This window comes from Shewanella spartinae (assembly GCF_019457555.1).
Taxonomy (GTDB): domain Bacteria; phylum Pseudomonadota; class Gammaproteobacteria; order Enterobacterales; family Shewanellaceae; genus Shewanella; species Shewanella loihica.
On record NZ_CP080418.1, the window covers coordinates 3,960,284 to 3,981,091 of the forward strand.

The following is a 20,808-nucleotide window of genomic DNA, read 5'->3' on the forward strand; positions in this document are numbered from 1 at the left end:
AAGGGAATAGCAGTACGATGAAAGCGTCACTTCAGCTCAAAATGGGTCAGCATCTCACCATGACGCCCCAGCTACAACAGGCCATACGTCTGTTGCAGTTGTCGTCATTAGAGTTGCAGCAGGAGATCCAGCAAGCATTAGAATCCAACCCGCTACTGGAGTTGGATGAAGAGCAGGAGAGCGCCAGCATCGAGCTGCAAGACGATAGCGTCGGCGACAGCTTCGACAACAAGTACGACGACAAGATAGAGCTGGATTCGAGCCAGGATAACTCAGGGGTCGAGACCTCAGACGCCCTGACTCAAGACTCAATGCCAGACGAGCTGCCGGTGGATACCACCTGGGATGAGGTCTACACTGCCTCGCCAAACTCAAGCTCGGGCGCCATGCGCGACGACGACATGCCTTTTCAGGGCGAGACCAGCGAAGGTCTTTACGAACACCTGGAATGGCAGAAGAACCTGACCCCTTTTTCCGATAACGATCTGGCCATCGCCACCGCCATCATCGACGCCATCGACGAACGCGGTTACCTCACCCAGACCTGTGAAGATATTCTCGAGGCCATGGGCGACCCTGAGATCGAACTCGACGAGGTAGAGGCGGTGCTCAAACGGGTACAACACTTCGACCCTATTGGTGTGGCCGCCCGTGATCTCAGCGAATGTCTGACCATTCAGCTGGCCCAATACAGCGACGATACCCCACACATCGCTAACGCCCGTATGCTGATCAAGGAGCACCTGGATCTCATCGCCGGACGCGACTTCCGTCTGCTGATGCGCAAGACCAAGCTCAAGGAAGATGAGCTGAGGGATGCCATCGCCCTGATACAGACCCTGAATCCCCGTCCCGGCCTCGCCATCACCGCCAGCCGCGACGAGTACGTGATCCCGGATGTGACCGTCACCAAGAAGAAGGGACGCTGGGTGGTCGAGCTTAACCCAGACAGCATGCCCAAGATCAACGTCAATCAGCAGTATGCCGCCATGGCCCGCAGCACTAAGAGTCAGGCGGATGGCCAGTTTATTCGCGGCCACCTGCAGGAAGCCAAATGGTTCCTCAAGAGCCTGGAGAGTCGCAACGAGACCCTGCTCAAGGTGACCAACTGTATCGTCGACTTCCAGCAAGGCTTCTTCGAATTTGGCGAAGAGGCAATGAAGCCCATGGTACTGAACGACATCGCCGAGGCGGTGGAGATGCATGAATCCACCATCTCGCGTGTGACCACGCAAAAATATATGCATACCCCGAGAGGGATCTTCGAGCTTAAATACTTCTTCTCCAGTCACGTCGGTACCGACGATGGCGGAGAGTGCTCTTCTACAGCAATACGTGCCTTCATCAAGAAGCTGGTTGCTGCGGAAAACCAGAAAAAGCCATTGAGCGACAGCAAGATGGCTCAACTCTTGGCCGAACAGGGGATTAAGGTGGCTAGACGCACCATTGCCAAGTATCGCGAGGCAATGCTTATACCGCCCTCGAATCAGCGCAAGAGCTTATAAAACAAACCTGGAAACTGGAGGACTATCTTTATGCAAATAAACCTGACTGGGCACCATATCGAGATCACCCAATCTCTACGAAGCTACATCGAAGAGAAATTCACAAAGCTTGAACGTCATTTCGATCAGATCAATAATGTGCACGTTGTATTAAATGTCGAAAAGTTGCAACAGAAGGTTGAGGCAAAGTTACATCTCCGTGGCGGAGAAGTGTTCGCAACATCCGAACATGCGGACATGTATGCCGCGATAGACTCCCTGATTGACAAACTCGATCGTCAGGTCATTAAACACAAAGAGAAGCTTACTAAACATTAACGATGGAACTGAGTACCATCCTGCGGCCGGAGTGCACCACCTGCGCCACTCCGGGCAGTAAGAAAAAGGTACTGGAGCTTATCAGCGACTTAGCCGCTGTCCAGTACCCCACCCTCTCCTCTCAAGAAATATTTGAAAGCCTTCTGGCTCGAGAGAAAATGGGCAGCACAGGTATAGGCAATGGTATCGCGATTCCTCACGGACGGCTGACTAACATAGATCAACCCGTGGCCGTACTGGTGAAATGTGCTGAACCAATCGCATTCGATGCCATTGACAATCAGCCCGTCGATATCCTTTTTGCGTTATTGGTGCCCGCAGATCAATGCGAGCAACATCTTAGCACCCTGGCCGCTATGGCCGAGAAGCTCAATGATAAGGCGATCATGAAGCAGCTAAGAAAGACCCAAGATGAATCCGAACTCTATCAGGTGATCACCCAATGAAATTGGTTTTGGTATCCGGACGCTCAGGATCGGGAAAATCCGTCGCACTCAGGGTCCTAGAAGATCTAGGCTACTACTGTGTCGACAATCTGCCCTTGCAGATGATGGAATCCCTGCTGGAGCAGCTCAAGGGACGCAGCGATCTCGTGGCCATCAGCGTCGATGTACGCAACATGCCCAGCGAAGAGATCCAGCTGGAAAAACAGCTGGCCAAGCTCCCCAAAGATACCGAAATCTTAAGTTTCTTCCTGAACTCAAGCGACAATGTGCTGCTCAAGCGCTATAGCGAGACCCGCAGACTACACCCGCTGTCACGCTCTAAGGTCTCCCTCAAGGAGGCAATTCAGCTCGAGGGCAAGTTGCTCGACCCCATAGCCAAACTCGTGGATCACTATATCGACACCTCTAACCTCAACATCTATGAGTTGAGCGACAAGGTGCGCGAGATCCTGCTGGGCACGGTCGACAAGGAGCTAGTGATCAACTTCGAGTCCTTCGGCTTTAAATATGGCATGCCGACCGAAGCCGACTTCATGTTCGACGTGCGCTTCCTGCCCAATCCCCATTGGGAACCTGAGCTAAGGCCTCTGACCGGCCTGGATGAGCCAGTGCAGCAGTTTCTGAGTCAGCAGCCACTGGTCAACAAGTTCATCTGGCAGATCGAAAACCTGCTGGAAACCTGGTTGCCACACCTGGAGCGCAATAACCGCAGCTACCTCACCATCGCCATCGGCTGCACCGGCGGCCAACACAGATCTGTTTATGTGACCGACCAGCTCGCCAAGCTGTTCAACAAGGGCAAGCATAAGGTTCAGGCGCGCCACCGAGAGCTAAAGCATGACTAAGTTGGCTCGCGAGCTGACCATCTGCAACAAGTTGGGCCTGCACGCCAGAGCGGCGACCAAGCTGGCGGTGCTCGCCGCCAAGTTCGACGCCGAGGTCACCCTGATCCAGGGCGATAAACAGGCCTCTGCCGCCAGTGTACTCGGCCTCCTGATGCTCGAAACCGGCATGGGTAAAACCATCACCATCACCAGCGAAGGCAAAGATGCCCAGGCGGCCCTGGATGCTATCAGCGCCCTTATTGACGCCAAATTCGATGAGGCCGTATAATCGGCTCGCTTTGCGGTGCCCGCTTAATTTCGTCCTATACTTATCATAGACTTACAAGCCTACCACCCAAGCCGTTCAATCAACTGCCAAAGGAGGAGCTATGCCGATCGAATTGTTAGATAGTGAAACCACAGATCAACGCCTTAATCAGCTCACTCAAGCCTTAGGCAGCGGCATGTTTGTCCATGTGCGCAGCATGCTGCACGACATGGCCGCCTCTGATATCGCCTTTATCCTGGAATCTTCACCACCGCGCACCCGTCAGGTGCTCTGGCAGCTAATCGATCAGCAGCACACGGGGGAGATCCTCGACGAGCTGGGCGAAGAGCTCAAAGATACCCTGATCACTCAGATGAGCCCAGAGCGCGTCGCCAAAGCGGCCGAAGGCATGGACACGGACGATCTGGCCTACATACTGCGTAGCCTACCCGACAGCGTCTTCAATCAGGTGTTGCAGTCGATGACGGCGCAAGACAGGGCCAGGGTAGAGCAAGCCCTTTCCTACCCGGAAGACACCGCCGGCAGTATCATGAACACGGACACGGTAACCGTGCGCCCCGATGTCACCATAGATGTGATCTTGCGTTACCTGAGGATCCGCGGCGAGCTGCCCGATGCCACCGACACCCTCTATGTGGTGGATAAACGCGACAGCCTGCTGGGCGGTGTGCGCATTACCGATCTGCTGACCTGCGACCCCAACGCCTCGGTGCGGGAGATCATGAACGACGATCTCGAAGGGATCCCCGTGGGTATGGACGACGGCGAAGTCGCCCAGCTATTCGAGCGTCACGACTGGGTCTCGGCCCCCGTGGTCGAAGAGGAGACCAACCGTCTGCTGGGGCGTATCACCATCGATGATATCGTCGACGTGATCCGTGAGGACGCCGAACACTCCATGATGGGGATGGCGGGGATGGACGACGACACAGATACCTTCGGCCCAGTGGTCAAGAGTACCCTGAGGCGCTCCCTCTGGCTGACCATCAACCTGTTTGCCGCCCTGCTGGCCGCCTCGGTCAGCAACATGTTCGAGAACACCCTGGAGCAGTTTGCCACCATCGCCATCTTGATGACCATAGTCCCCAGCATGGGTGGCGTCGCCGGCAACCAGACCCTGGCGCTGGTGATCCGCGGTATCGCCCTGGGGCAGATAGGCCAGAGTAACTCCCGCTGGCTGATCGGTAAGGAACTGGCCATCGGCTTTCTCAACGGCCTGCTCTGGTCCATGCTGGTATTTGCCGCCGTCTGGCTGTGGAAGGGCGACATTGCCCTGGGCGGACTGATCGGCGGCGCCATGCTGATCAACATGACGGTGGCCGGTCTGGCCGGCGCCTGTATCCCACTGCTGCTGAAGAAATTCAATGTCGATCCCGCGCTGGCCGGTGGCATGGTGCTGACCACGGTCACTGATGTGATCGGCCTGTTCGCCTTCCTCGGCCTGGCGACCCTGTTCCTGCTGCATTGACACCTAGGCGCATCTCAAAGCTCAATCGGATGCGCTTGAATTTCAATGTTATCGACATCTTTTTCACGCTAGGATAGGTAGAGTCATCCGGCCAGAGAACTGTCATGCAAAATACTCAAATACTCATCATAGAAGATAATGCCGATGTCGCCGGTGTCCTGGGGGACTATCTCGAATCCCAAGGAGCTCAGGTGGATTATGCCAGCAATGGCGAGCTCGGCCTGCGCCTCGCCACCGAAGGGCACTTCGACGCCATAGTGCTGGATCTCATGCTGCCCAAGATGGACGGCTACGCCGTGGCCAAGGCCCTACGTCAGCAGGGCTCCAGCGTGCCCATATTGATGCTGACGGCGCTGGACGACAAACAAGATCTGCTGCAAGGCTTTCATAGTGGCGCCGACGACTATCTGACCAAACCCTTCGATCTCGATGAGCTACATGTACGCCTGCTGGCGTTGATTAAGCGTCAGCTCGGGCGCGTCGCCCAGGGCTGTCAGCAGTGCGGGCCGCTCACCCTCAACATCGCCGAGCACACCGCCTATCGTGATGGCAAGAAGCTACAGCTGACCCCAAGCTGCTATCAGATCCTCCACCTGCTGATCTCCCGCGCGCCTAACGTGGTAAAACGTGAGGAGATAGTGCAGCACCTGTGGGGGGAAGAACCGCCCAACAGCGACATCTTGCGCAGTCACATGTACCAACTGAGAAATCAGGTGGATAAACCCTTCGACACCCCCATCATACTCACCGTGCCTAAGATAGGCTTCCGGTTAGACGTGAACCAATAGAGGCCCAACAGGTGCAAAAAACCGCCAAGAGTCTGACTCGCAAGCTAAGTTTCTACTTCGGGGGGATCGCCCTCTTGGTGGCCGCCATCCTCTACCTGCTCAGTATATTTATCCTCTACTGGGTCGAAGATGAGCTCAACCGCCGCAGTCTGGAGCAGATAGCGCCTAGCGCTATGGCGGCATTCGAACAGGGCGCCGAGTCGCCGCTGGTGTTGAGCACCACTATCGTGGCCTATAACGATGCCGCCAGCTTACCCGATGAATATCAGGGCATTATCGATCTGCCCGTCGGTTTTCTCGATGAGCTGCACGACACCTTCAAGGAAGATATCTTCATCTTTCGCGGCCAATATGGCGAGGGCGAGGCGACACATCCCCTGATTCTGGTGATGAATGCCGAGCAGGTAGAGCTGAGCCGCAACGAGTGGAATAACATCAGCCTGGTGATCCTGGCCGTCACCCTGATGCTGTTTGCCCTGTTCGGCTTTGCCATCACACTGCTCACCCGCAGGCTGATCGCGCCCATTCGCGCCATCAGCGAGCAGCTCGAGGATTCGGAGGGCGACCAGAGCTTTAGAGTCTCCAAAGATGCCACCCAGGAGTTTCATGCCCTCACCGCCAGCCTCAACCATTATCAGCAGCAGATCGCCCAGCTGATCCGCCGGGAACAGGCCTTCTCCCGCTACGCCAGCCATGAGCTGAGAACTCCATTGACCATTATTCAAGGCGCCAGCCGTCTGCTGGAGCAGGAGGGCAAACCTGAGTTTATGCAGCGACAACGGGCCCGTATCGCCAAGGCCGCCAGCAATATGCAGCACATCATAGACGCGCTGCTAAGCCTGGTGAAACAGGAGAAGGGACTGAGTTCACCCGACCTCAGGCCGCTACAAGAGAAAGAGCTAAAGCAGATCCTTGCCGAGGTCGAGCCGCTGGCGAGCCAGAAACAGATCCAACTGAGCCTCACCCTAGATGCCACGCCGCAGATTGCCCCCAGCGAGGCGGTGCTGCGCATGTTACTGATCAACTTGCTCAATAACGCCATCAACGCCAGCGACAGCGGCTGTATCGCCATTAGCATCGACGACGAGGGGATCTCAGTGAAAGATCAGGGCCGCGGCATGAGCAGCAGCGACACTCGCCCTCAGGGCCATGGCTTAGGGCTGGAGATAGTCGAGGCCCTGTGTCAGCGTTATCAATGGCGTTTTAGCCTCAGCAATTGCGACAAGGGGTGCATCGCCAGATTGCACTTTCCTGCATCAACCCATGCCTCCTGATGGTGCAAGATAGGTGCTGAGCCGAGTAATCACTCACTCAAGACCCAGTTTTCCGCCTGTCATCTAATTGGCATAAGTTTCGCTTATCCTAGCGCGGTCACGCACTAGGAGGCTTTCCCTTGTATTCACTCAAGACACAATGGCACACCAATGACACTGACGCCTTTTGGCAACCTCAATTTGACGGGGAACCAAGCCATGAAGAAGCGCCTTACCCGCACCCTCTGGGCGGTCATCCACAGCGGGGCGCGATAGATGCGCGTCTAAATGCGCTAGGTCGGGAAGAGATAGGCCAGAGCCAGCAGCTCAGCCTGAATAGGGAAATCATGACACTGGTCGCCGAACAGGCCAGGTTATCACTCAACTAGGCTTTCTAGCTCAACAAAATTGTTAAGCTCGGCCACCGGCGAATCAATAGCGCGGCGAAACGACGCTAGGATAGTAAGCCGCTAACGAGAACGCGGCGTGATATTGGAGAGGCTATCGAAGAATTTTTGCCTCTGCTTCTCGGCATCGAAGCGGCGCACCATCTGCCACTCCTGAAACAGGGCAATTGCAAACCCTATGACCACCACCAACAAGCATCCGGCTCCCAGGTAGGTGATGATATTTACTGCGACATCTGCTCCTGCAGAACTGCTGGCGCTGCCAAAACCTATCATACACAACCCTTACACTTAGTCTCTGGGTGACCAGGAGTCACCTTCGACCTCAGGGTAGCGATGAAAAATTAAACAAAACTTAAGCCAATTAGCCCCCTCGAGAGGTATTTGTGTTAGTGAGAGCTAACTCACTGAAGCAGAGCGGGTTATTACCGGCCAATCGAGCCCAGCTTAATTGCGACAAAGTGTATCACCAGGTCCGAGCCACCTTGCCGCGACCGACACAACGGGCAAAACTGACACAACTGACAAAGCAGCCAAGGGCTATTGGGTCATGATCACCAAAAACTGGCTCTGCAGCTCGGCCTTATCCTGCCTGCCATACTTGATAAGCAGATCCGCCTTACCGTCTAGATTAAGATCTTCGCTGCTGAGCATGTCGCCATCGATAGGCAGGGTGAGCTTGAGGCTTTCCTTACGATCGAAGGGCTTGCCCTTGGCACTCCCCAGAAACAGATCCAGCTCTGTGTCGCCGTCGGAGAGCAGCAGATCCTGACGCTTGTCGCCATCGATATCCGCCAGCTTTACCACGGGCGCACCGCTCTGGCCCGAGGTCAGGCTGAAACTCAGCTCCACCGACTTGCTCATGTTCGGTTTGGCGGCGAAACGCCGCTTATCGTCCATGGTAAACAGGTGCACGTCCTGATCGATACTGCCCGACACCAGGGCGCCGATGATCTGCGACAGGCCAATATCGAACCCAGAGACCAGCACCTCGCTGCGACCATCTAGGTCGATATCCACCAGCTCGAAGCCCGTCAGGGTGCCATCGCCGCGGATCACGCTCTGGGGCTGCTTGCCAAAGCTCACTCCCTTGTCGCCCTTCACCCCCAGATAGATCTCATAATCGTTGACCCTATCCAGCACCCCAGAGCTCTTGGTGTAGCGCACCACCATGTCCACAAGGCCGTCGCCATCGATATCCTGCAGCGCCTCGACCTTACGATAGACGAGATCGCTCTGATCCAGCGCCTCGCCATAGGCATCGCGTCTGTCCCACCAATCCAGGCCGCTGATCGCCTGACTCACGGGCTGGAATCTGGGGTAGCTCTCGAACTTGCCATCCTGATGTTGGGCATAGATCTCAAGCTCCCCCTCGCCCACCTTGATGATGTCGTCGCGACCATCGAAATTCATATCGGCAACATAGAGCTTGGTCTCGCTGTAGCGTGCACCATCGCGATAGAGCAGCACCTTGGGCTGGATCGCCAGGGTCTGGGCCTGCCAGCCATCCTCCTGACTGAGGAAGAGCTGTGTCTGCTCAAACTGGCCCACGATAAAGTCGTCACGGCCATCGCCGTTGAGATCCCGCACAAACTCGCCGCGGGCAATAAACTCAATGCGCGGCTTCACCACCAGCGGCGCCACATCAAGCAGCTCGCGAAGCGCCAGCCCTTGGTCGCTGACCGTCAACACAGAGAGATGAGCGCGCGACATGAAGTAGACAGACTGAAGTGAATCGGCCTGCTGTGGCTTGCCCTGCTGTGAATTGGCCTGCTTTGGCTTACCACTCACATCGTATCGATAGAGCTCGCCAGGCAGCGGCATCTTATGCAGCAGCCGATACTGGCTGCTTTCGCCATCTAAGCCATAGACGGCGAGCCATTTGGTCTGGCGGTCATCGACACCGATCGCTAGCAGCTCCTTGTTGGCATCGCCCACCAAGTTGAGGCTCTCCAGCGGATGGGTGAGTTTAAAACCGGTATCTATGGTTTGAGAGACGAAGGCCAACGGCGCCTTATCGGCTAAGACCTGCATGGAGCAGAGCAGAGTCAGGCTAGCGGTGAGCCAGGGGGCGAGGGCACGAATTGCCGGTATTTTCACAGATCATTTCCCTATGTGAAGCGAGTTGGGTTCTAATCTATCGATTCCCGGCGAAAAAGAAAGTTCAGTTAATGACTTGTTACAAACAAAAAGTGCTCGAGGTAGCCGGCAAGTTTAATCGGATCTCACCTAACTATTCCGGCTTACTCTTCCTGTCCCGGCTTACTCTTGATTTCCCGGCTGAGGCTTCCAGGCGCGGGTCATCTCCCGGCGACCCAGGGCACCCGGATGAGGCTTCACCTTAAAACCCGCGGTCTTCAGATTACGCTTGAACTGGCCGTTGGCACAGTAGCTCACCAGCATGCCGCCCGGCATCATCATAGGAAAGAGGCGATCGAAGTTATCCTGGGTCCAAAGCTCGGGCTGCTTGCTGGGCGCAAAGCCGTCGTAGAATACCAGGTTGATGGAATTATCCGGCAATTCCAGGCTATCCCAGGTGGCGTGGATCTTATGTAGCACGAAGCCGGGAAACAGGGTGACATCCTCGCCCCAGGGCGCGCTGTGTAGGCGATCGAACAGCTCCTGCAGCGCAGACGGCAGATGCTCCTTGTAGTTCAGCTGAGCGATCACATCGCTAGGCACTGGGTAGGCCTCTACCGTCACGAAACGTATCGGCCTTATGAGTCTATCCGGCTTACCATCGCTACCCAGCACCTGCTTTAGCGTCAGCATGGCGTTCATGCCCGAGCCAAACCCCAACTCGAGAATATTCACCTGCTCGAAGCAGGGGTCCAGATCGGCAAAACCCGACTGAATATAGACATGTTCAGACTCGCTGATGGCGCCATTATGGGCATGATAACTGTCGTCAAACAGGCTACTCATCAGGGTGTGGGAACCATCCTTGGTCATCTGTACATGGATCTTGTTCATTCTCGGCTCATCAACGGTATTTGCTGGAGCCAGATTGTACCTTAGACCCAGCTCCGACATGCAAGTCTTTCCCCATACCGCCTGACCAGGCACCCACAAAAACAAAAAGCACCGCGAGTGATCAAGCTCACAGCCAAGAAACCATAAGAATGAGAAAATCCGCCACACTTTCAGTCATCTAGATGAAGCCGGGTATTTTACCCATGTGACTTGGCATCTCACTTGCTGATGCTTCGACAGCTAGTGCCTCACCAGCTAGCGCTTTTCGAGATCAGGCCAAGGGGCAAACCCAAGAGCCTGAGTATCAGTCGAGTGAGCGATGACAAGGCAGTGCCCAGCACACAACCCAATACAAACATAAGCCAATAATACTTACGAGCCCCTATGCCCAGCCACCCCCAAGTTAGCGCCAAAGGTAACGCCCTGGCGATCGTCTCCTTTCTGCTGTGGGGGCTCCTGCCCCTCTACTATCAGTTTCTGCCGGGCGCGGATATCACTGAGATGCTGGCGATTCGCCTGCTCTGCTCTGTGCCCTTCATGCTGCTGGTCTTTCTGCTGCTTGGCAAACCTCTGCCCCGTTTGACACTGCTTAAGGCCAATCTTACCTCGGTCGCCCTGTGCGCCCTGGCCTCACTCATCATGTGCGTCTCCTGGTACAGTTTTACCTGGGCACTGACCCATGGACAGGTGTTGGCGGCGAGCCTGGGGTTCTTCATCAACCCGCTGTTTTCCATCGGATTAGGGGTGCTGTTTCTTAAAGACAGGCTGACTGTCGCCCAGAAATGGGCTGTGCTGCTCGGCACTCTGGGCATTGGCTACATGGTGATGGCCTATGGTCAGCTCCCCTGGCTGGCGCTGCTGATGGGCAGCTTCTTCGCCCTCTATGGTCTGTGTAAGAAGTTTATCCGCTTCGACTCGCTCACCTCTGTCACCATAGAGGCGGCGCTGCTCACCCCGATCGCCGCCGGCTATCTACTCTGGCTAAGTGCCACAGGTCAGAGTGAGGCGCTCTCGAGCGGCACGGGTACAATGCTACTCTACATGGGCTCGGCGCCCGTAACCCTGCTACCGCTGATCTTCTTCGCCCTGGCGATTCGTCACACCAGCCTCTCCATGGTCGGCCTGCTGCAGTACATAGAACCCACCATGCACTTCTTGCTGGCGATCTTCCTGTTTAACGAGACGTTCGATAGCGTCAAGGCGGTGAGCTTCGCCCTCATCTGGGTTGGGCTACTCCTCTGCTCGCTGGAGGCCCTGCCCGGTCTGTGGCGCAGTCTCGCCACCCGGCGACAGCTGCACCACCCCAGCTAGGATCTCTGCCACCACGCGGCGACTGAAGATCATCGACAGATGTAGCGGTCGCCAGATCACCTTATTCTCGGCCCCCGGCCAATGGGAGCTGCGACTCGGCACTATAGTGAAATCGATGGGCGTGCGAAACGAGTAGAGGGCTATACCCTCGAGACTCTCCTGGCTGTCGGCCAACTGAGACAACAACTGACTCTTTGGCCTCAGCTCACGCATCGCCCGCGACGGATAGGGTAACCAGGCGAGATAGCTGCCGTGATGGGGAGAGGAGATGGAAAACAGCGCCTTGGTGCGTTTCTCGCCCCCCAGATGCTGTAGGTAGTAACGGGCAACTATGCCGCCCATACTAAAGCCGATAAGGCAGATGGTCTCATCCTCGGCCAGAGCCGCCTCGATATAGCTTTGCAGCTGTTTGGCTGCAAAGGCTATCCCACGGCGGCCATCGATGGGGGCCAGGGTCGGCGTCAGGCACTCATAGCCCTGACGCTCAAACTGACGCCGCATCCACCCCATCACCTGACCGGTGTTAAAGATCCCATGGACTAACACGAGTTTCATTCCTTCGCCCTCTCGCTAACGTCTGAGTTAATCGCCCCCAAGGGGCAAATATTTGCTATGATCCGCGCTCACTCCAGCATACCACCGATTAGGGATCATAAGATCATGTCGAACGCCGACCTGCTGCGCCAGGCGATCAGCCAAAGAACCGAGCTACTCGCCGCGGCACAAGCCGCCAACACCAACTGTTTTCGCGTGTTTCACGGCACGGTCGAGGGGATAGACGGACTCACCATAGATCGCTATGGCGACGCCTGGCTGATCCAATCGTTTCACCAGAGCCTGACCCAAGAGGAGCTTGAAAGCCTCGGCCAAGAGCTCAAGCAGACTCAAGATCTTCCCGTCATCTACAATGATAGATCCAATAAAAACTCGCGTATTCTCAACCCGCTGACGCCTGAACTCGACGCCTTCGCCAGCGCCGAGCAGGAGATGACGGAAAATGGCATCCGCTTCATTAGTAAGTTACGCCACGAAGGGCAAGATCCCCTGCTGTTTCTCGACATGCGAATCGGCCGGGAATATGTGAAGGCCAACAGCCAAGGCAAGTCTGTGCTGAACCTGTTTTCCTACACCTGCGGCATAGGCACGGCCGCCGCCGTCGGCGGTGCAGAATCTGTCACCAACATCGACTTCTCCTCCTTTGCCCTGGCCGCCGGCCGTCGCAATGCCGAACTCAACGGGGTGAGCGACAGGTGTGAGTTTATTCAGAGCGATGCCTTTCCCGCCATGCGCCAACTGGCGGGCATGAAGGTGGGTGGACGCCGCAACCAACGACTCCCCAGCTACCCTAAACTGGCGCCGCGTCAGTTCGATCTGGTATTCCTCGACCCGCCGCGTTTCGCCAAGAGCCCCTTCGGCACTGTGGATCTGATCAACGACTATCAGAGCCTGTTCAAACCCGCCATGCTAGCCACCAAGGCCGGCGGCACCATAGTCTGCTGCAACAACGTCGCCAAGGTAGAGCGTCAGGTTTGGCTCGACGCCTTGATTCGCTGCGTCGAGAAGCAGGGACGGCAGGTCGCCAGCTTCGAGTGGATCCATTGCCACCAAGACTTCCCCTCCTTCGACGGCAATCATCCGCTTAAGATAGTGGCGCTCACCTTGGCAGAGCAGTAGCTAAATCGCTGCAAACTGTTCTTGGTTAACCTAGCCCGTTTAGAAAAGACAGGATAAAAGTGGTAAAAATTTGGCCGTTAACTTAAAAATTCACAGCCTTTAGCTACATAACGGCAACAAACAACAATCTGGCAACATAAAAACTATCAATTAACGCCGAAAATCCGCCACAAAAAGTTTAAAACAAGCCTCATACCAAGCTTAACCGCAAGAGTCCATCAACAAGAACGGCTGCGTGTTAATTAGTCGCAAAATGGCTTTTCAGGGCAAAATTAGCGCTATTACTGCGATTTTTATATCAAAAAATCATCAATCATTAAAATTCACTTTACTTAGCGCCTCGCTGGCACTACATTTCGCTTCCCGCTAAACAGTGAATAAATGGCAGTCCAACACACACTTCCTTCCAAGGTGCCATTTACCCTACTTAATTTGGAGATTATTGGTGTTAGACGTCGCCGATAACTGTAAATCGAACAATCCTACGGCACCCGTAATAGGTCTCTCTTTCTTTGCCGTCGCCTCAGGTTTTCTGATGAGCCTGATCCCCCTATCATTGGGCAACTTCGGCCTGTCGTCGGATCTCGCCCCTTGGCTCGCCAGCATCTTCTATCTGGGGTTGCTCTTCGGCGCATTGAGGGTCGAGCGCCTGATCGCCAAAATGGGCCACAGACGCGGCTTTGTGCTGTTTCTCTCCCTGCTGATCGCCAGCATAGTGGCCATGTTGCTCTTGCCTGGTGCCGGCGTCTGGCTCACGGCACGCCTGCTCGCGGGTTTCGCCGTCGCGGGCGTCTTCGTGGTGGTCGAATCCTGGTTACTGATGGCCGATAGCGTCAAGGCGCGCGCCAGACGACTGGGGATCTACATGGCCGCGCTTTATGGCGGCAGCGCCCTCGGTCAGCTGGCCATAGGTGAACTGGGCACTCAGGGGGTCTTACCCTATCTGTTTGTCATCGTCCTGCTCCTGCTGGCCATAATGGCCCCAGTGCTGATCCGCTCTGGCGAGCCGGCCCACCAGGCGCAGCAGAGACTCTCGCTCAAGGAGAGCACCAACCTGAGTCGCCCGGCGATCATAGGCTGCCTGGTCTCAGGCCTGCTGCTCGGCCCCATCTATGGCCTGATGCCCGTCTATATCCACAATCAGGTAGACGAGCCGACCCAGACGGGACTCTTGATGGCGGCGATTATCTTAGGTGGCATGGCGGTGCAGCCGCTGATCAGCTATCTCTCGCCGCGGATGGACAAGCGCCTGCTGATGGCCATGTGCACTCTGGTGGGCTTGGTCGGTGTGGTCGGGGCCATAGAAAGCAACGCCTTTATGTTTAAGGGATTGAGCTACTTCATCCTGGGGGCGGCCAGTTTCGCCCTCTACCCTATCGCCATCTCGCTGGCCTGCGACAGACTGCCGAGCACCAAGATAGTGTCGGCGACCGAGGTGATGTTGCTCTGCTATAGCCTGGGCTCTGTGGCCGGCCCCCTGCTGGCCTTGAGCCTGAGCGACAAAGGCCACGGCATGATGATCTACCTGGCCATCTGTCTGCTGAGCACCTGCCTCTACATGCTACTCAAGAGCCTGCAGAAACTCGACGGTCAGACAGATCGTCTGCAGAGCTAAACAATACTGTCCTCGCCATCGGTATCAGCCTCAGCAGGCCGATGGCGTTTGGCATACCAGTTGGCCAATGGCTGAGCCGATAGACCATGGGCCAATATGCTCATCAAGACGGTCACAGTTACCACGGCATAGAGGGTCTCGAACCCCTTGATGCTGCCCATCTCGTGGGCGACGATCAGCACATAGAGGATAGAGGCGATCCCCCTGGGCCCGAACCAGGCGATAAAGGCACGGGTCGCCAGATCTAACTTAGTCCCTATCAGAGAGATCATCACAGGCAACATGCGCAGCAGCGTCAGGCTAAGCAGAGCGTAGATCATCACTTCCATGGTGACATAGGGCAGCGTGGTTGGCACAAACGCCAGGCCGAAGATGAAGAAGCTTATCAACACCAAGAGCTCCCCCTCGCTCTCGGCAAAGTCTTCGATATGCCCCCTGGCCATCTCGCTGGTGTTGCCGGCATAGAGGCCGGCGAAGAAAGCGGCGATAAACCCATTACCCGAAAACTCCTCCGCAAGATAGAAGGCCAATATCGCTAAGGCGATGGGGATCAGGTTGAGGTAGGTCTCTACCATGCCATCACGCTTGAAACAGAAGATCTGCAACTTGGTACCCAGATAGCCGACGGCGCCGCCCACCAGGGCGCCGAACAGGATCTGCTGCATCACGTAGACCAGCCAATGTTGATCCTGGGCGTGATCCAGACCACTCATGATTAAGGCCACCACAGTAATTAACACGGGGAAGATAATGCCGTCGTTCAGTCCGCTCTCCACATTGATGGTGGAGCGTATCGTCTTGGGCACCTTAGGGTCCGAGACCACCGCCTTACCCAGGGCTGCATCCGTCGGGGTCAGCAGCAGGGCTAACATCAGCAGATAGAGAAAGGGTTGGTCGGGAAAGAAGAATCCCGCCACCAGTGTGCCAGCCGCGACCGTGATCGGCAGGCCAATAAACAGCAGGCGCGCCGGTAGCTGCCATGACTGCTTAAGCAACCTGAGATCCAGCAGGGCGGCGTCGCTAAACAACACCAATACCAAGGCGATTTCCACCATGATAGTGACAAACTCGGCATCCACCTTCACCTGAGTCACATCCAGGCCGAAGGGGGACAGCAGCAGGCCGAAGGCGGTAAATACCATGGGACCTGAGATGTCGAAACGCGCCAACCACTTAGAGATATAGCCGTAGAGCAATACGACTAACGCAATGATAAGTATGACGATATGTTCATCCATTGGGGCTTTCCTTGGCTAGCTGATGGCTTGTAGCTTAAGCTAGCAGAAATTATTCCCCATGGCTCTAGCTGAAACGGACTATTCTCGGTCTAGCAGCCAAACCAGCTCCGGCAAGGCCGTCAGGTCTAAGGTATCGCCCCGCTCGGCGATCACCACATGGGGCGACTGGCTTCCCTCGGGCACCAATTCGGCCTTGAGCCGCTCCTGCGCCTCACGCTCACCATGGATCAGAATCAGCGGCGGCATGTGTTTAAAGTGTCGATACCAATGGATAAGCTCGGCCTGATCTGCGTGAGCCGACAACCCGCCGACCGTATGTATCTTGGCCTTCACCGGAATATCGCGACCATGTATGGTGAGCGACTCGGCGCCATCCACCAGCAGGCGTCCCGGCGTACCCAAGGCCTGGAAACCACAGATGATCACATCCGACTGGGGATTGGCCAGGTTATGCTCCAGATGGCTGCGGATCCGCCCGCCGTTGCACATGCCGCTACCGGCGATGATGATCAAGCCCTGATGGATCTCGTTAAGCTCCATCGACTCTTGGGTGCTGTCGATAAAGTCCACATTCGAGAGCAGCGGATGTTTGCCCGGCGACAGTCGGGTGAAGCGCTTAAAGTCCTCATCCATCAGCTCATAGTTGGCCACATAGATCTGGGTCGCCTTGATCGCCATGGGGCTGTCGAGACAGATACGCCAGTTGGACAGCGCCCACTCCTTGGCATAGAGGTGAAACAGATAGAGCAGCTCCTGGGCCCGCCCGACGGAGAATGCGGGTAGCAGAATATTGCCGCGGCTCTCCTTGATCGTCTTGGCGAAGATCGCCTTAAGCTCCTCTAGGGTATCGTCCCAGCTGCGGTGCAACCTGTCGCCATAGGTGCTCTCCATCAACACCAGATCGGCGTCGTCGATCAGCGTAGGATCATCCAGAATCGGCATGCCCGCCCGCCCCAGATCGCCGCTAAACACCAGCTTCTTGCGCTCGCTTCCCTCCCCCAGCCACAACTCGACCACGGCCGAGCCTAGAATATGGCCGGCATCGCTTAGACAAGCCGTCAACTGAGGCACCACCTGTACCGACTGACCATAATCCAGGGCGACAAACTGCTTGATCACCAGCGCCACATCTTCTTCGTCGAACAGGGGCTCAAGCGGCGGTAGATCCATCTTCACCCTCTTCTTGTTGAGGCGATCCACATCGCGTACCTGCAGCATGGCGGCATCCCTGAGCATCACCTCACACAGCTCTACCGTCGCCTTATGGGTATAGATAGGGCCGGTAAAGCCAGACTTGACCAGCAGAGGGAGACGCCCCGAATGATCGATATGGGCATGGCTGAGCACCACGGCATGAATTTCTGTAGGTTCGAAGAGGAAGGGCTCGTGATTGCGCAGTGCATCGAGCTTACCGCCCTGGATAAGGCCGCAGTCGAGCAGCACCTGACGACCCGAGATGTCGAGAAGATGACAGGAGCCCGTCACCTCCTGGGCCGCACCGAGAAAAGAGAGCGTCATCTGCATAACAGTGTCCTTTGAATAACAATGCCATTTGAATACTAAGATCCTTTGAGTAACAGGGCCTTAGAGTGCCCGTAAGCGGTAAGACAAAGAGAATACCTGGCCCAAACGAGCATGAAAGAAATGATTCGGCTTATGGTTAAAAGATAGTCTTTTTAGTAGCTTCCAACCAGTTGTCTCAAAGAGAATCACAACCCCAGAAGCGATAAATCTGGTTCTGCCCACACCAAAAAGGCTAATGAGCCTGACTAGGAGTAGACGCGAATATTCTCATTCCTTAGTCTTATTTTCTTGTGTCTTTATCATTGACCAATACACAACAAGCAAATAACATATCGACAACAAATCTTATTGATGTACAAAGACTTAATTAAGTAAAAACGAATCTAATACGAGATAAGATAGGGGGATGCACTCAGGCATTTCCCAAAATAACAACAAACAGAAAGATAGGGACATTCGCTATGCTTAAGGGATTAATGCGTATAGGCTGCTTGCTTATACTCGCCTCGCAACTCAGTGCCTGTGGCGGTGGAAGCGGCTCATCAGAAACAGATAAAACCGCGGTCAAACTCAACCAAACACTCAGCTTTAGTCAAAGTGGCACCATAGAGAAAACCTACGGTGACCAAGCCTTTAGCAACTCGCTTCAAGGTTTTTTGGGAACTGGAGCCATAAGTTATACCAGCTCTAACCCAGAAGTCGTCACCGTCTCCAATGATGGTTTGGTCGCGATATTAACAGCGGGTTCCAGCACTATTACCGCTCATATCGCCGAAGATGCCAAGTACCTGGCAGCCTCCGCCGCCTATCAAGTTAATGTCGCCAAGGCGGAGAGAGCAATCGCCTTTGAAAACACAGGCACAGTGGCGCTCTTTATCGATCAAACTTATCTGAATCCCGTCAATGTCGATGTTGCTAACGTCACCTTTAGCAGCCAAGATCCTGCCGTGGCCTCGGTGGATACCAGTGGACAGGTGACGGCGCATACGCCAGGCGAGGCGCAGATCTTTGCCGAGATCGCCGAGACCGCTAACTACCTTAAAGCCAGCAGCAGCTTCTTTGCTTCTGTCGCGCCAAAGTCGCTAACACTTAAGTTGCTGATAGGAACCGATAACACAAAAGTATTTACTGATGTAGATACTCCTCTGCAACTCGCCAGAACCACTCAGGCCGACTGTGACTTTAACAATCTCAGCAACTGCGATAACGGGCTGGTCGACAAGCTATCCACACAACCGCTAATAGACAGCAGCTTAACCACGACGAGTGATGCCTACTATAACCTCTTCCACGGCCAACATGCTGGTCAGGCAACCTATGTCGCCAACAATAACCTCACTCGCCGCACTTCGGCCAAGGCCGTTTCCTTCAATGGCTATCTCTGGCTTATCGGCGGCTATGAGCAAGCAGGCAATGATGCCAGTATCTGGCGATCGAGCGATGGCAACATCTGGCAAAAAGTGGTTGATGAGGCTCCTTTTGGCGTGCGTCCTCCTGTGGCTGTCATTACATTTTCAGACCATATCTGGCTCATAGGAAACCGACGTGACACTACGCTTAACGACGTATGGCGCTCAGCAGATGGCATCAATTGGACACAAGTAAATGCCGATATTGGCTTTGGCGAACGCAACAACTATTCGGTGACGACTTTCAAAAACAAGATGTGGATATATGGCGGCTTTGATTTGCAGACTCGCGAGCATGTCAAAGAGATCTACTCCTCTACCGATGGCATCACCTGGAACCTGGAATCGTCAGACTCGACAGCAACCCAGAGAGTAAGCACCGCCTTTGCTGAATTTAATGGCAAGCTGTGGCAATTTAGCGGCAGAAACGATACCGGGAGAGTCGCCGACATATGGAACTCAGACGACGGTATTCATTGGACATTGGTGACAGACACACCAGAATTCTCGGCTAGAGAAAAGCATGAAGTTAGGCAAGTCGGTAATCAACTAATTTTGCTGGGCGGTTATATTGATCAGCTCGATCCGAATCGCTCTCAGAATCCAAACGATGTATGGACCTCCACCGATGGCGCCTCTTGGACGTTAGCAACAGATGACGCTAACTTCGGTGTACAGTCGCCATACATGGCCGATAGGATACGCTTATACTTCACCACCGCGGTACATAATGATGCCCTGGTCGTTATCGGCGGCAAAAGTGATAATGGCGTCTTACTCAACGACAACTGGCAAACGACAGACGGCAAGCATTGGCTGCCGCTCAACAATCAGTTGCCATCCATGAAGGATATTCAGGCGGTCAGTCACCAGGGAGAGATACAACTGCTTTCCGGCGCCAACGAAGATTCCGAGAAAGTAAATACTCGTTGGCACTCTGCTGACGCTTTCAGCTGGACATTAGATGATTCCACTACGCTTCCCTTTCCGACGGACAGCAAACTACTTACTTTTTCCGGTAAAATTTGGGCCTTGCACGCAAGTGGTAGCTACTCATCACTCGATGGTAAATCCTGGACTCAAGAGGCGCTCACCGGGCCAAATGTTGGCACGCAAAACGGTCAATACTCAGTCTATCCATTCGACAATAAATTATGGGCTATCGACACACAAAACGGCGTCGTATATCGCTCAGAAGATGGCATCAACTGGACAGATGTAGGCAACAATAATTTCCCCGCACGCGCCGTAACCCAAATCAGCAGCTTTGGCGGAAAACTATGGGTGATAGCGGGTCATGAAACCCTATCTCGAACGACTCAACTCAGTGATATCTGGTCAACCACAGATGGCATCACCTGGACAAAGCAGGCAGATACCACTGGATTAGGCGCGAGACATATACACCAGCTCGTCGAGTTTGACGGTAAATTATGGGCCTTTGGCGGATATGACGCTAACCAAACCTTAACCGATCTCTGGTATTCCCAAGATGGCACCAACTGGACCAAGGCCATGGATCATTTATCCTTCGAGGCTAAGCGTGGTTATCGCGCCATGGTTCACGGCGGTCAACTCTTCGTTTTGGGAGGGATAATGCCCTATCCCTTAGATGCCACCAATCAAACCACCGCCAACCAAGTCTGGATGACGACTAACGGCACCGAGTGGCGCCGAGCGCTACAGCAAACGCTAAATTTCTAAGCCCAAGCGGCTAGCGGCAAGAACGAAAAGGCTCAATGAGATAACCACTCATCGGGTCTTTT

General features: G+C 54.9%; 19 protein-coding genes. 13 read left to right on the plus strand and 6 right to left on the minus strand.

Annotated elements, in window-relative coordinates:
* Positions 1 to 17: 17 nt before the first annotated feature.
* From K0I31_RS17115 to K0I31_RS17155, 9 genes are all read left to right on the plus strand, one after another.
* Entirely contained in the window at positions 18 to 1,505 is a 1,488-nt protein-coding gene (locus K0I31_RS17115) for an RNA polymerase factor sigma-54 (RefSeq protein WP_220079151.1), read from the plus strand.
* Between the two features lie 30 nt (positions 1,506 to 1,535).
* Complete coding sequence (gene hpf, locus K0I31_RS17120; protein WP_011867108.1) at positions 1,536 to 1,823, plus strand: ribosome hibernation promoting factor; 288 nt, start codon at positions 1,536 to 1,538, stop codon at positions 1,821 to 1,823.
* 2 nt (positions 1,824 to 1,825) lie between these two features.
* Entirely contained in the window at positions 1,826 to 2,269 is a 444-nt protein-coding gene (gene ptsN / locus K0I31_RS17125) for a PTS IIA-like nitrogen regulatory protein PtsN (protein ID WP_011867109.1), read from the plus strand.
* On the plus strand, positions 2,266 to 3,114 hold the full coding sequence (rapZ, locus tag K0I31_RS17130) for an RNase adapter RapZ (RefSeq protein ID WP_144202698.1): 849 nt from the start codon (positions 2,266 to 2,268) through the stop codon (positions 3,112 to 3,114). Before ptsN ends, rapZ begins: the two co-directional genes overlap by 4 nt.
* Entirely contained in the window at positions 3,107 to 3,382 is a 276-nt protein-coding gene (locus K0I31_RS17135) for an HPr family phosphocarrier protein (RefSeq protein ID WP_011867111.1), read from the plus strand. The genes rapZ and K0I31_RS17135 overlap by 8 nt, the downstream gene beginning before the upstream one ends.
* A 100-nt stretch (positions 3,383 to 3,482) precedes the next feature.
* On the plus strand, positions 3,483 to 4,850 hold the full coding sequence (gene mgtE / locus K0I31_RS17140; protein WP_220079152.1) for a magnesium transporter: 1,368 nt from the start codon (positions 3,483 to 3,485) through the stop codon (positions 4,848 to 4,850).
* Positions 4,851 to 4,954: 104 nt separating this feature from the next.
* Positions 4,955 to 5,638, plus strand: a complete 684-nt coding sequence (locus K0I31_RS17145; protein ID WP_011867113.1) for a response regulator transcription factor — start codon at positions 4,955 to 4,957, stop codon at positions 5,636 to 5,638.
* An 11-nt stretch (positions 5,639 to 5,649) separates the two neighbouring features.
* Positions 5,650 to 6,912 (plus strand): sensor histidine kinase, encoded by a 1,263-nt coding sequence (locus K0I31_RS17150; protein WP_220079153.1) that lies wholly within the window; start codon positions 5,650 to 5,652, stop codon positions 6,910 to 6,912.
* 119 nt (positions 6,913 to 7,031) lie between these two features.
* Positions 7,032 to 7,280: a hypothetical protein gene (locus tag K0I31_RS17155; RefSeq protein ID WP_220079154.1), complete on the plus strand. Its 249-nt coding sequence runs from the start codon at positions 7,032 to 7,034 to the stop codon at positions 7,278 to 7,280.
* Between the two features lie 81 nt (positions 7,281 to 7,361).
* On the opposite strand, the gene K0I31_RS17160 is transcribed toward K0I31_RS17155, so the two are convergent.
* The 3 genes from K0I31_RS17160 to mnmC2 form a co-directional block, all read right to left on the minus strand.
* A complete protein-coding gene (locus K0I31_RS17160; RefSeq protein WP_220079155.1) occupies positions 7,362 to 7,574 on the minus strand; it encodes a hypothetical protein in 213 nt (70 codons plus the stop codon).
* A gap of 264 nt (positions 7,575 to 7,838) precedes the next feature.
* A complete protein-coding gene (locus tag K0I31_RS17165) occupies positions 7,839 to 9,398 on the minus strand; it encodes an FG-GAP repeat domain-containing protein (protein WP_220079156.1) in 1,560 nt (519 codons plus the stop codon).
* Positions 9,399 to 9,560: 162 nt separating this feature from the next.
* The gene (gene mnmC2 / locus K0I31_RS17170; RefSeq protein WP_220079157.1) at positions 9,561 to 10,271 is read right to left on the minus strand and encodes a tRNA (5-methylaminomethyl-2-thiouridine)(34)-methyltransferase MnmC2; all 711 of its coding nucleotides are present in this window, start codon (positions 10,269 to 10,271) and stop codon (positions 9,561 to 9,563) included.
* Between the two features lie 384 nt (positions 10,272 to 10,655).
* Here mnmC2 and rarD point away from each other — a divergent pair, with 384 nt between their 5' ends.
* A complete protein-coding gene (gene rarD / locus K0I31_RS17175) occupies positions 10,656 to 11,582 on the plus strand; it encodes an EamA family transporter RarD (protein WP_220079158.1) in 927 nt (308 codons plus the stop codon).
* Here the strand turns inward: rarD and K0I31_RS17180 are convergent.
* Positions 11,502 to 12,137 carry an esterase/lipase family protein gene (locus K0I31_RS17180; protein WP_220079159.1) on the minus strand — a complete coding sequence of 212 codons (636 nt, stop codon included), beginning with the start codon at positions 12,135 to 12,137 and terminating at the stop codon, positions 11,502 to 11,504. The genes rarD and K0I31_RS17180 overlap by 81 nt on opposite strands.
* A gap of 105 nt (positions 12,138 to 12,242) precedes the next feature.
* Here K0I31_RS17180 and K0I31_RS17185 point away from each other — a divergent pair, with 105 nt between their 5' ends.
* Together K0I31_RS17185 and K0I31_RS17190 are read left to right on the plus strand one after the other, a co-directional pair.
* Positions 12,243 to 13,256 (plus strand): class I SAM-dependent rRNA methyltransferase, encoded by a 1,014-nt coding sequence (locus K0I31_RS17185; RefSeq protein ID WP_220079160.1) that lies wholly within the window; start codon positions 12,243 to 12,245, stop codon positions 13,254 to 13,256.
* Positions 13,257 to 13,701: 445 nt separating this feature from the next.
* Positions 13,702 to 14,871 (plus strand): MFS transporter, encoded by a 1,170-nt coding sequence (locus K0I31_RS17190; protein WP_220079161.1) that lies wholly within the window; start codon positions 13,702 to 13,704, stop codon positions 14,869 to 14,871.
* Here K0I31_RS17190 and K0I31_RS17195 read toward each other — a convergent pair.
* Together K0I31_RS17195 and K0I31_RS17200 are read right to left on the minus strand one after the other, a co-directional pair.
* Complete coding sequence (locus K0I31_RS17195) at positions 14,868 to 16,109, minus strand: cation:proton antiporter (protein ID WP_220079162.1); 1,242 nt, start codon at positions 16,107 to 16,109, stop codon at positions 14,868 to 14,870. The genes K0I31_RS17190 and K0I31_RS17195 overlap by 4 nt on opposite strands.
* Before the next feature lie 78 nt (positions 16,110 to 16,187).
* Complete coding sequence (locus K0I31_RS17200; RefSeq protein ID WP_220079163.1) at positions 16,188 to 17,633, minus strand: MBL fold metallo-hydrolase RNA specificity domain-containing protein; 1,446 nt, start codon at positions 17,631 to 17,633, stop codon at positions 16,188 to 16,190.
* Between the two features lie 461 nt (positions 17,634 to 18,094).
* Between K0I31_RS17200 and K0I31_RS17205 the strand changes: the two genes are divergently transcribed.
* Positions 18,095 to 20,746 (plus strand): DUF6242 domain-containing protein, encoded by a 2,652-nt coding sequence (locus K0I31_RS17205; RefSeq protein WP_220079164.1) that lies wholly within the window; start codon positions 18,095 to 18,097, stop codon positions 20,744 to 20,746.
* Positions 20,747 to 20,808: the final 62 nt, after the last annotated feature.

Excerpts from the sequence above, each read along its gene's own strand:
- K0I31_RS17115 (WP_220079151.1), top strand. The coding sequence starts at position 18 with ATGAAAGCGTCACTTCAGCTCAAAATGGGTCAGCATCTCACCATGACG.
- hpf (WP_011867108.1), top strand. The coding sequence starts at position 1,536 with ATGCAAATAAACCTGACTGGGCACCATATCGAGATCACCCAATCTCTA.
- ptsN (WP_011867109.1), top strand. The coding sequence starts at position 1,826 with ATGGAACTGAGTACCATCCTGCGGCCGGAGTGCACCACCTGCGCCACT.
- rapZ (WP_144202698.1), top strand. The coding sequence starts at position 2,266 with ATGAAATTGGTTTTGGTATCCGGACGCTCAGGATCGGGAAAATCCGTC.
- K0I31_RS17135 (WP_011867111.1), top strand. The coding sequence starts at position 3,107 with ATGACTAAGTTGGCTCGCGAGCTGACCATCTGCAACAAGTTGGGCCTG.
- mgtE (WP_220079152.1), top strand. The coding sequence starts at position 3,483 with ATGCCGATCGAATTGTTAGATAGTGAAACCACAGATCAACGCCTTAAT.
- K0I31_RS17145 (WP_011867113.1), top strand. The coding sequence starts at position 4,955 with ATGCAAAATACTCAAATACTCATCATAGAAGATAATGCCGATGTCGCC.
- K0I31_RS17160 (WP_220079155.1), bottom strand. The coding sequence starts at position 7,574 with ATGATAGGTTTTGGCAGCGCCAGCAGTTCTGCAGGAGCAGATGTCGCA.
- mnmC2 (WP_220079157.1), bottom strand. The coding sequence starts at position 10,271 with ATGAACAAGATCCATGTACAGATGACCAAGGATGGTTCCCACACCCTG.
- rarD (WP_220079158.1), top strand. The coding sequence starts at position 10,656 with ATGCCCAGCCACCCCCAAGTTAGCGCCAAAGGTAACGCCCTGGCGATC.
- K0I31_RS17180 (WP_220079159.1), bottom strand. The coding sequence starts at position 12,137 with ATGAAACTCGTGTTAGTCCATGGGATCTTTAACACCGGTCAGGTGATG.
- K0I31_RS17185 (WP_220079160.1), top strand. The coding sequence starts at position 12,243 with ATGTCGAACGCCGACCTGCTGCGCCAGGCGATCAGCCAAAGAACCGAG.
- K0I31_RS17195 (WP_220079162.1), bottom strand. The coding sequence starts at position 16,109 with ATGGATGAACATATCGTCATACTTATCATTGCGTTAGTCGTATTGCTC.
- K0I31_RS17200 (WP_220079163.1), bottom strand. The coding sequence starts at position 17,633 with ATGCAGATGACGCTCTCTTTTCTCGGTGCGGCCCAGGAGGTGACGGGC.
- K0I31_RS17205 (WP_220079164.1), top strand. The coding sequence starts at position 18,095 with ATGCTTAAGGGATTAATGCGTATAGGCTGCTTGCTTATACTCGCCTCG.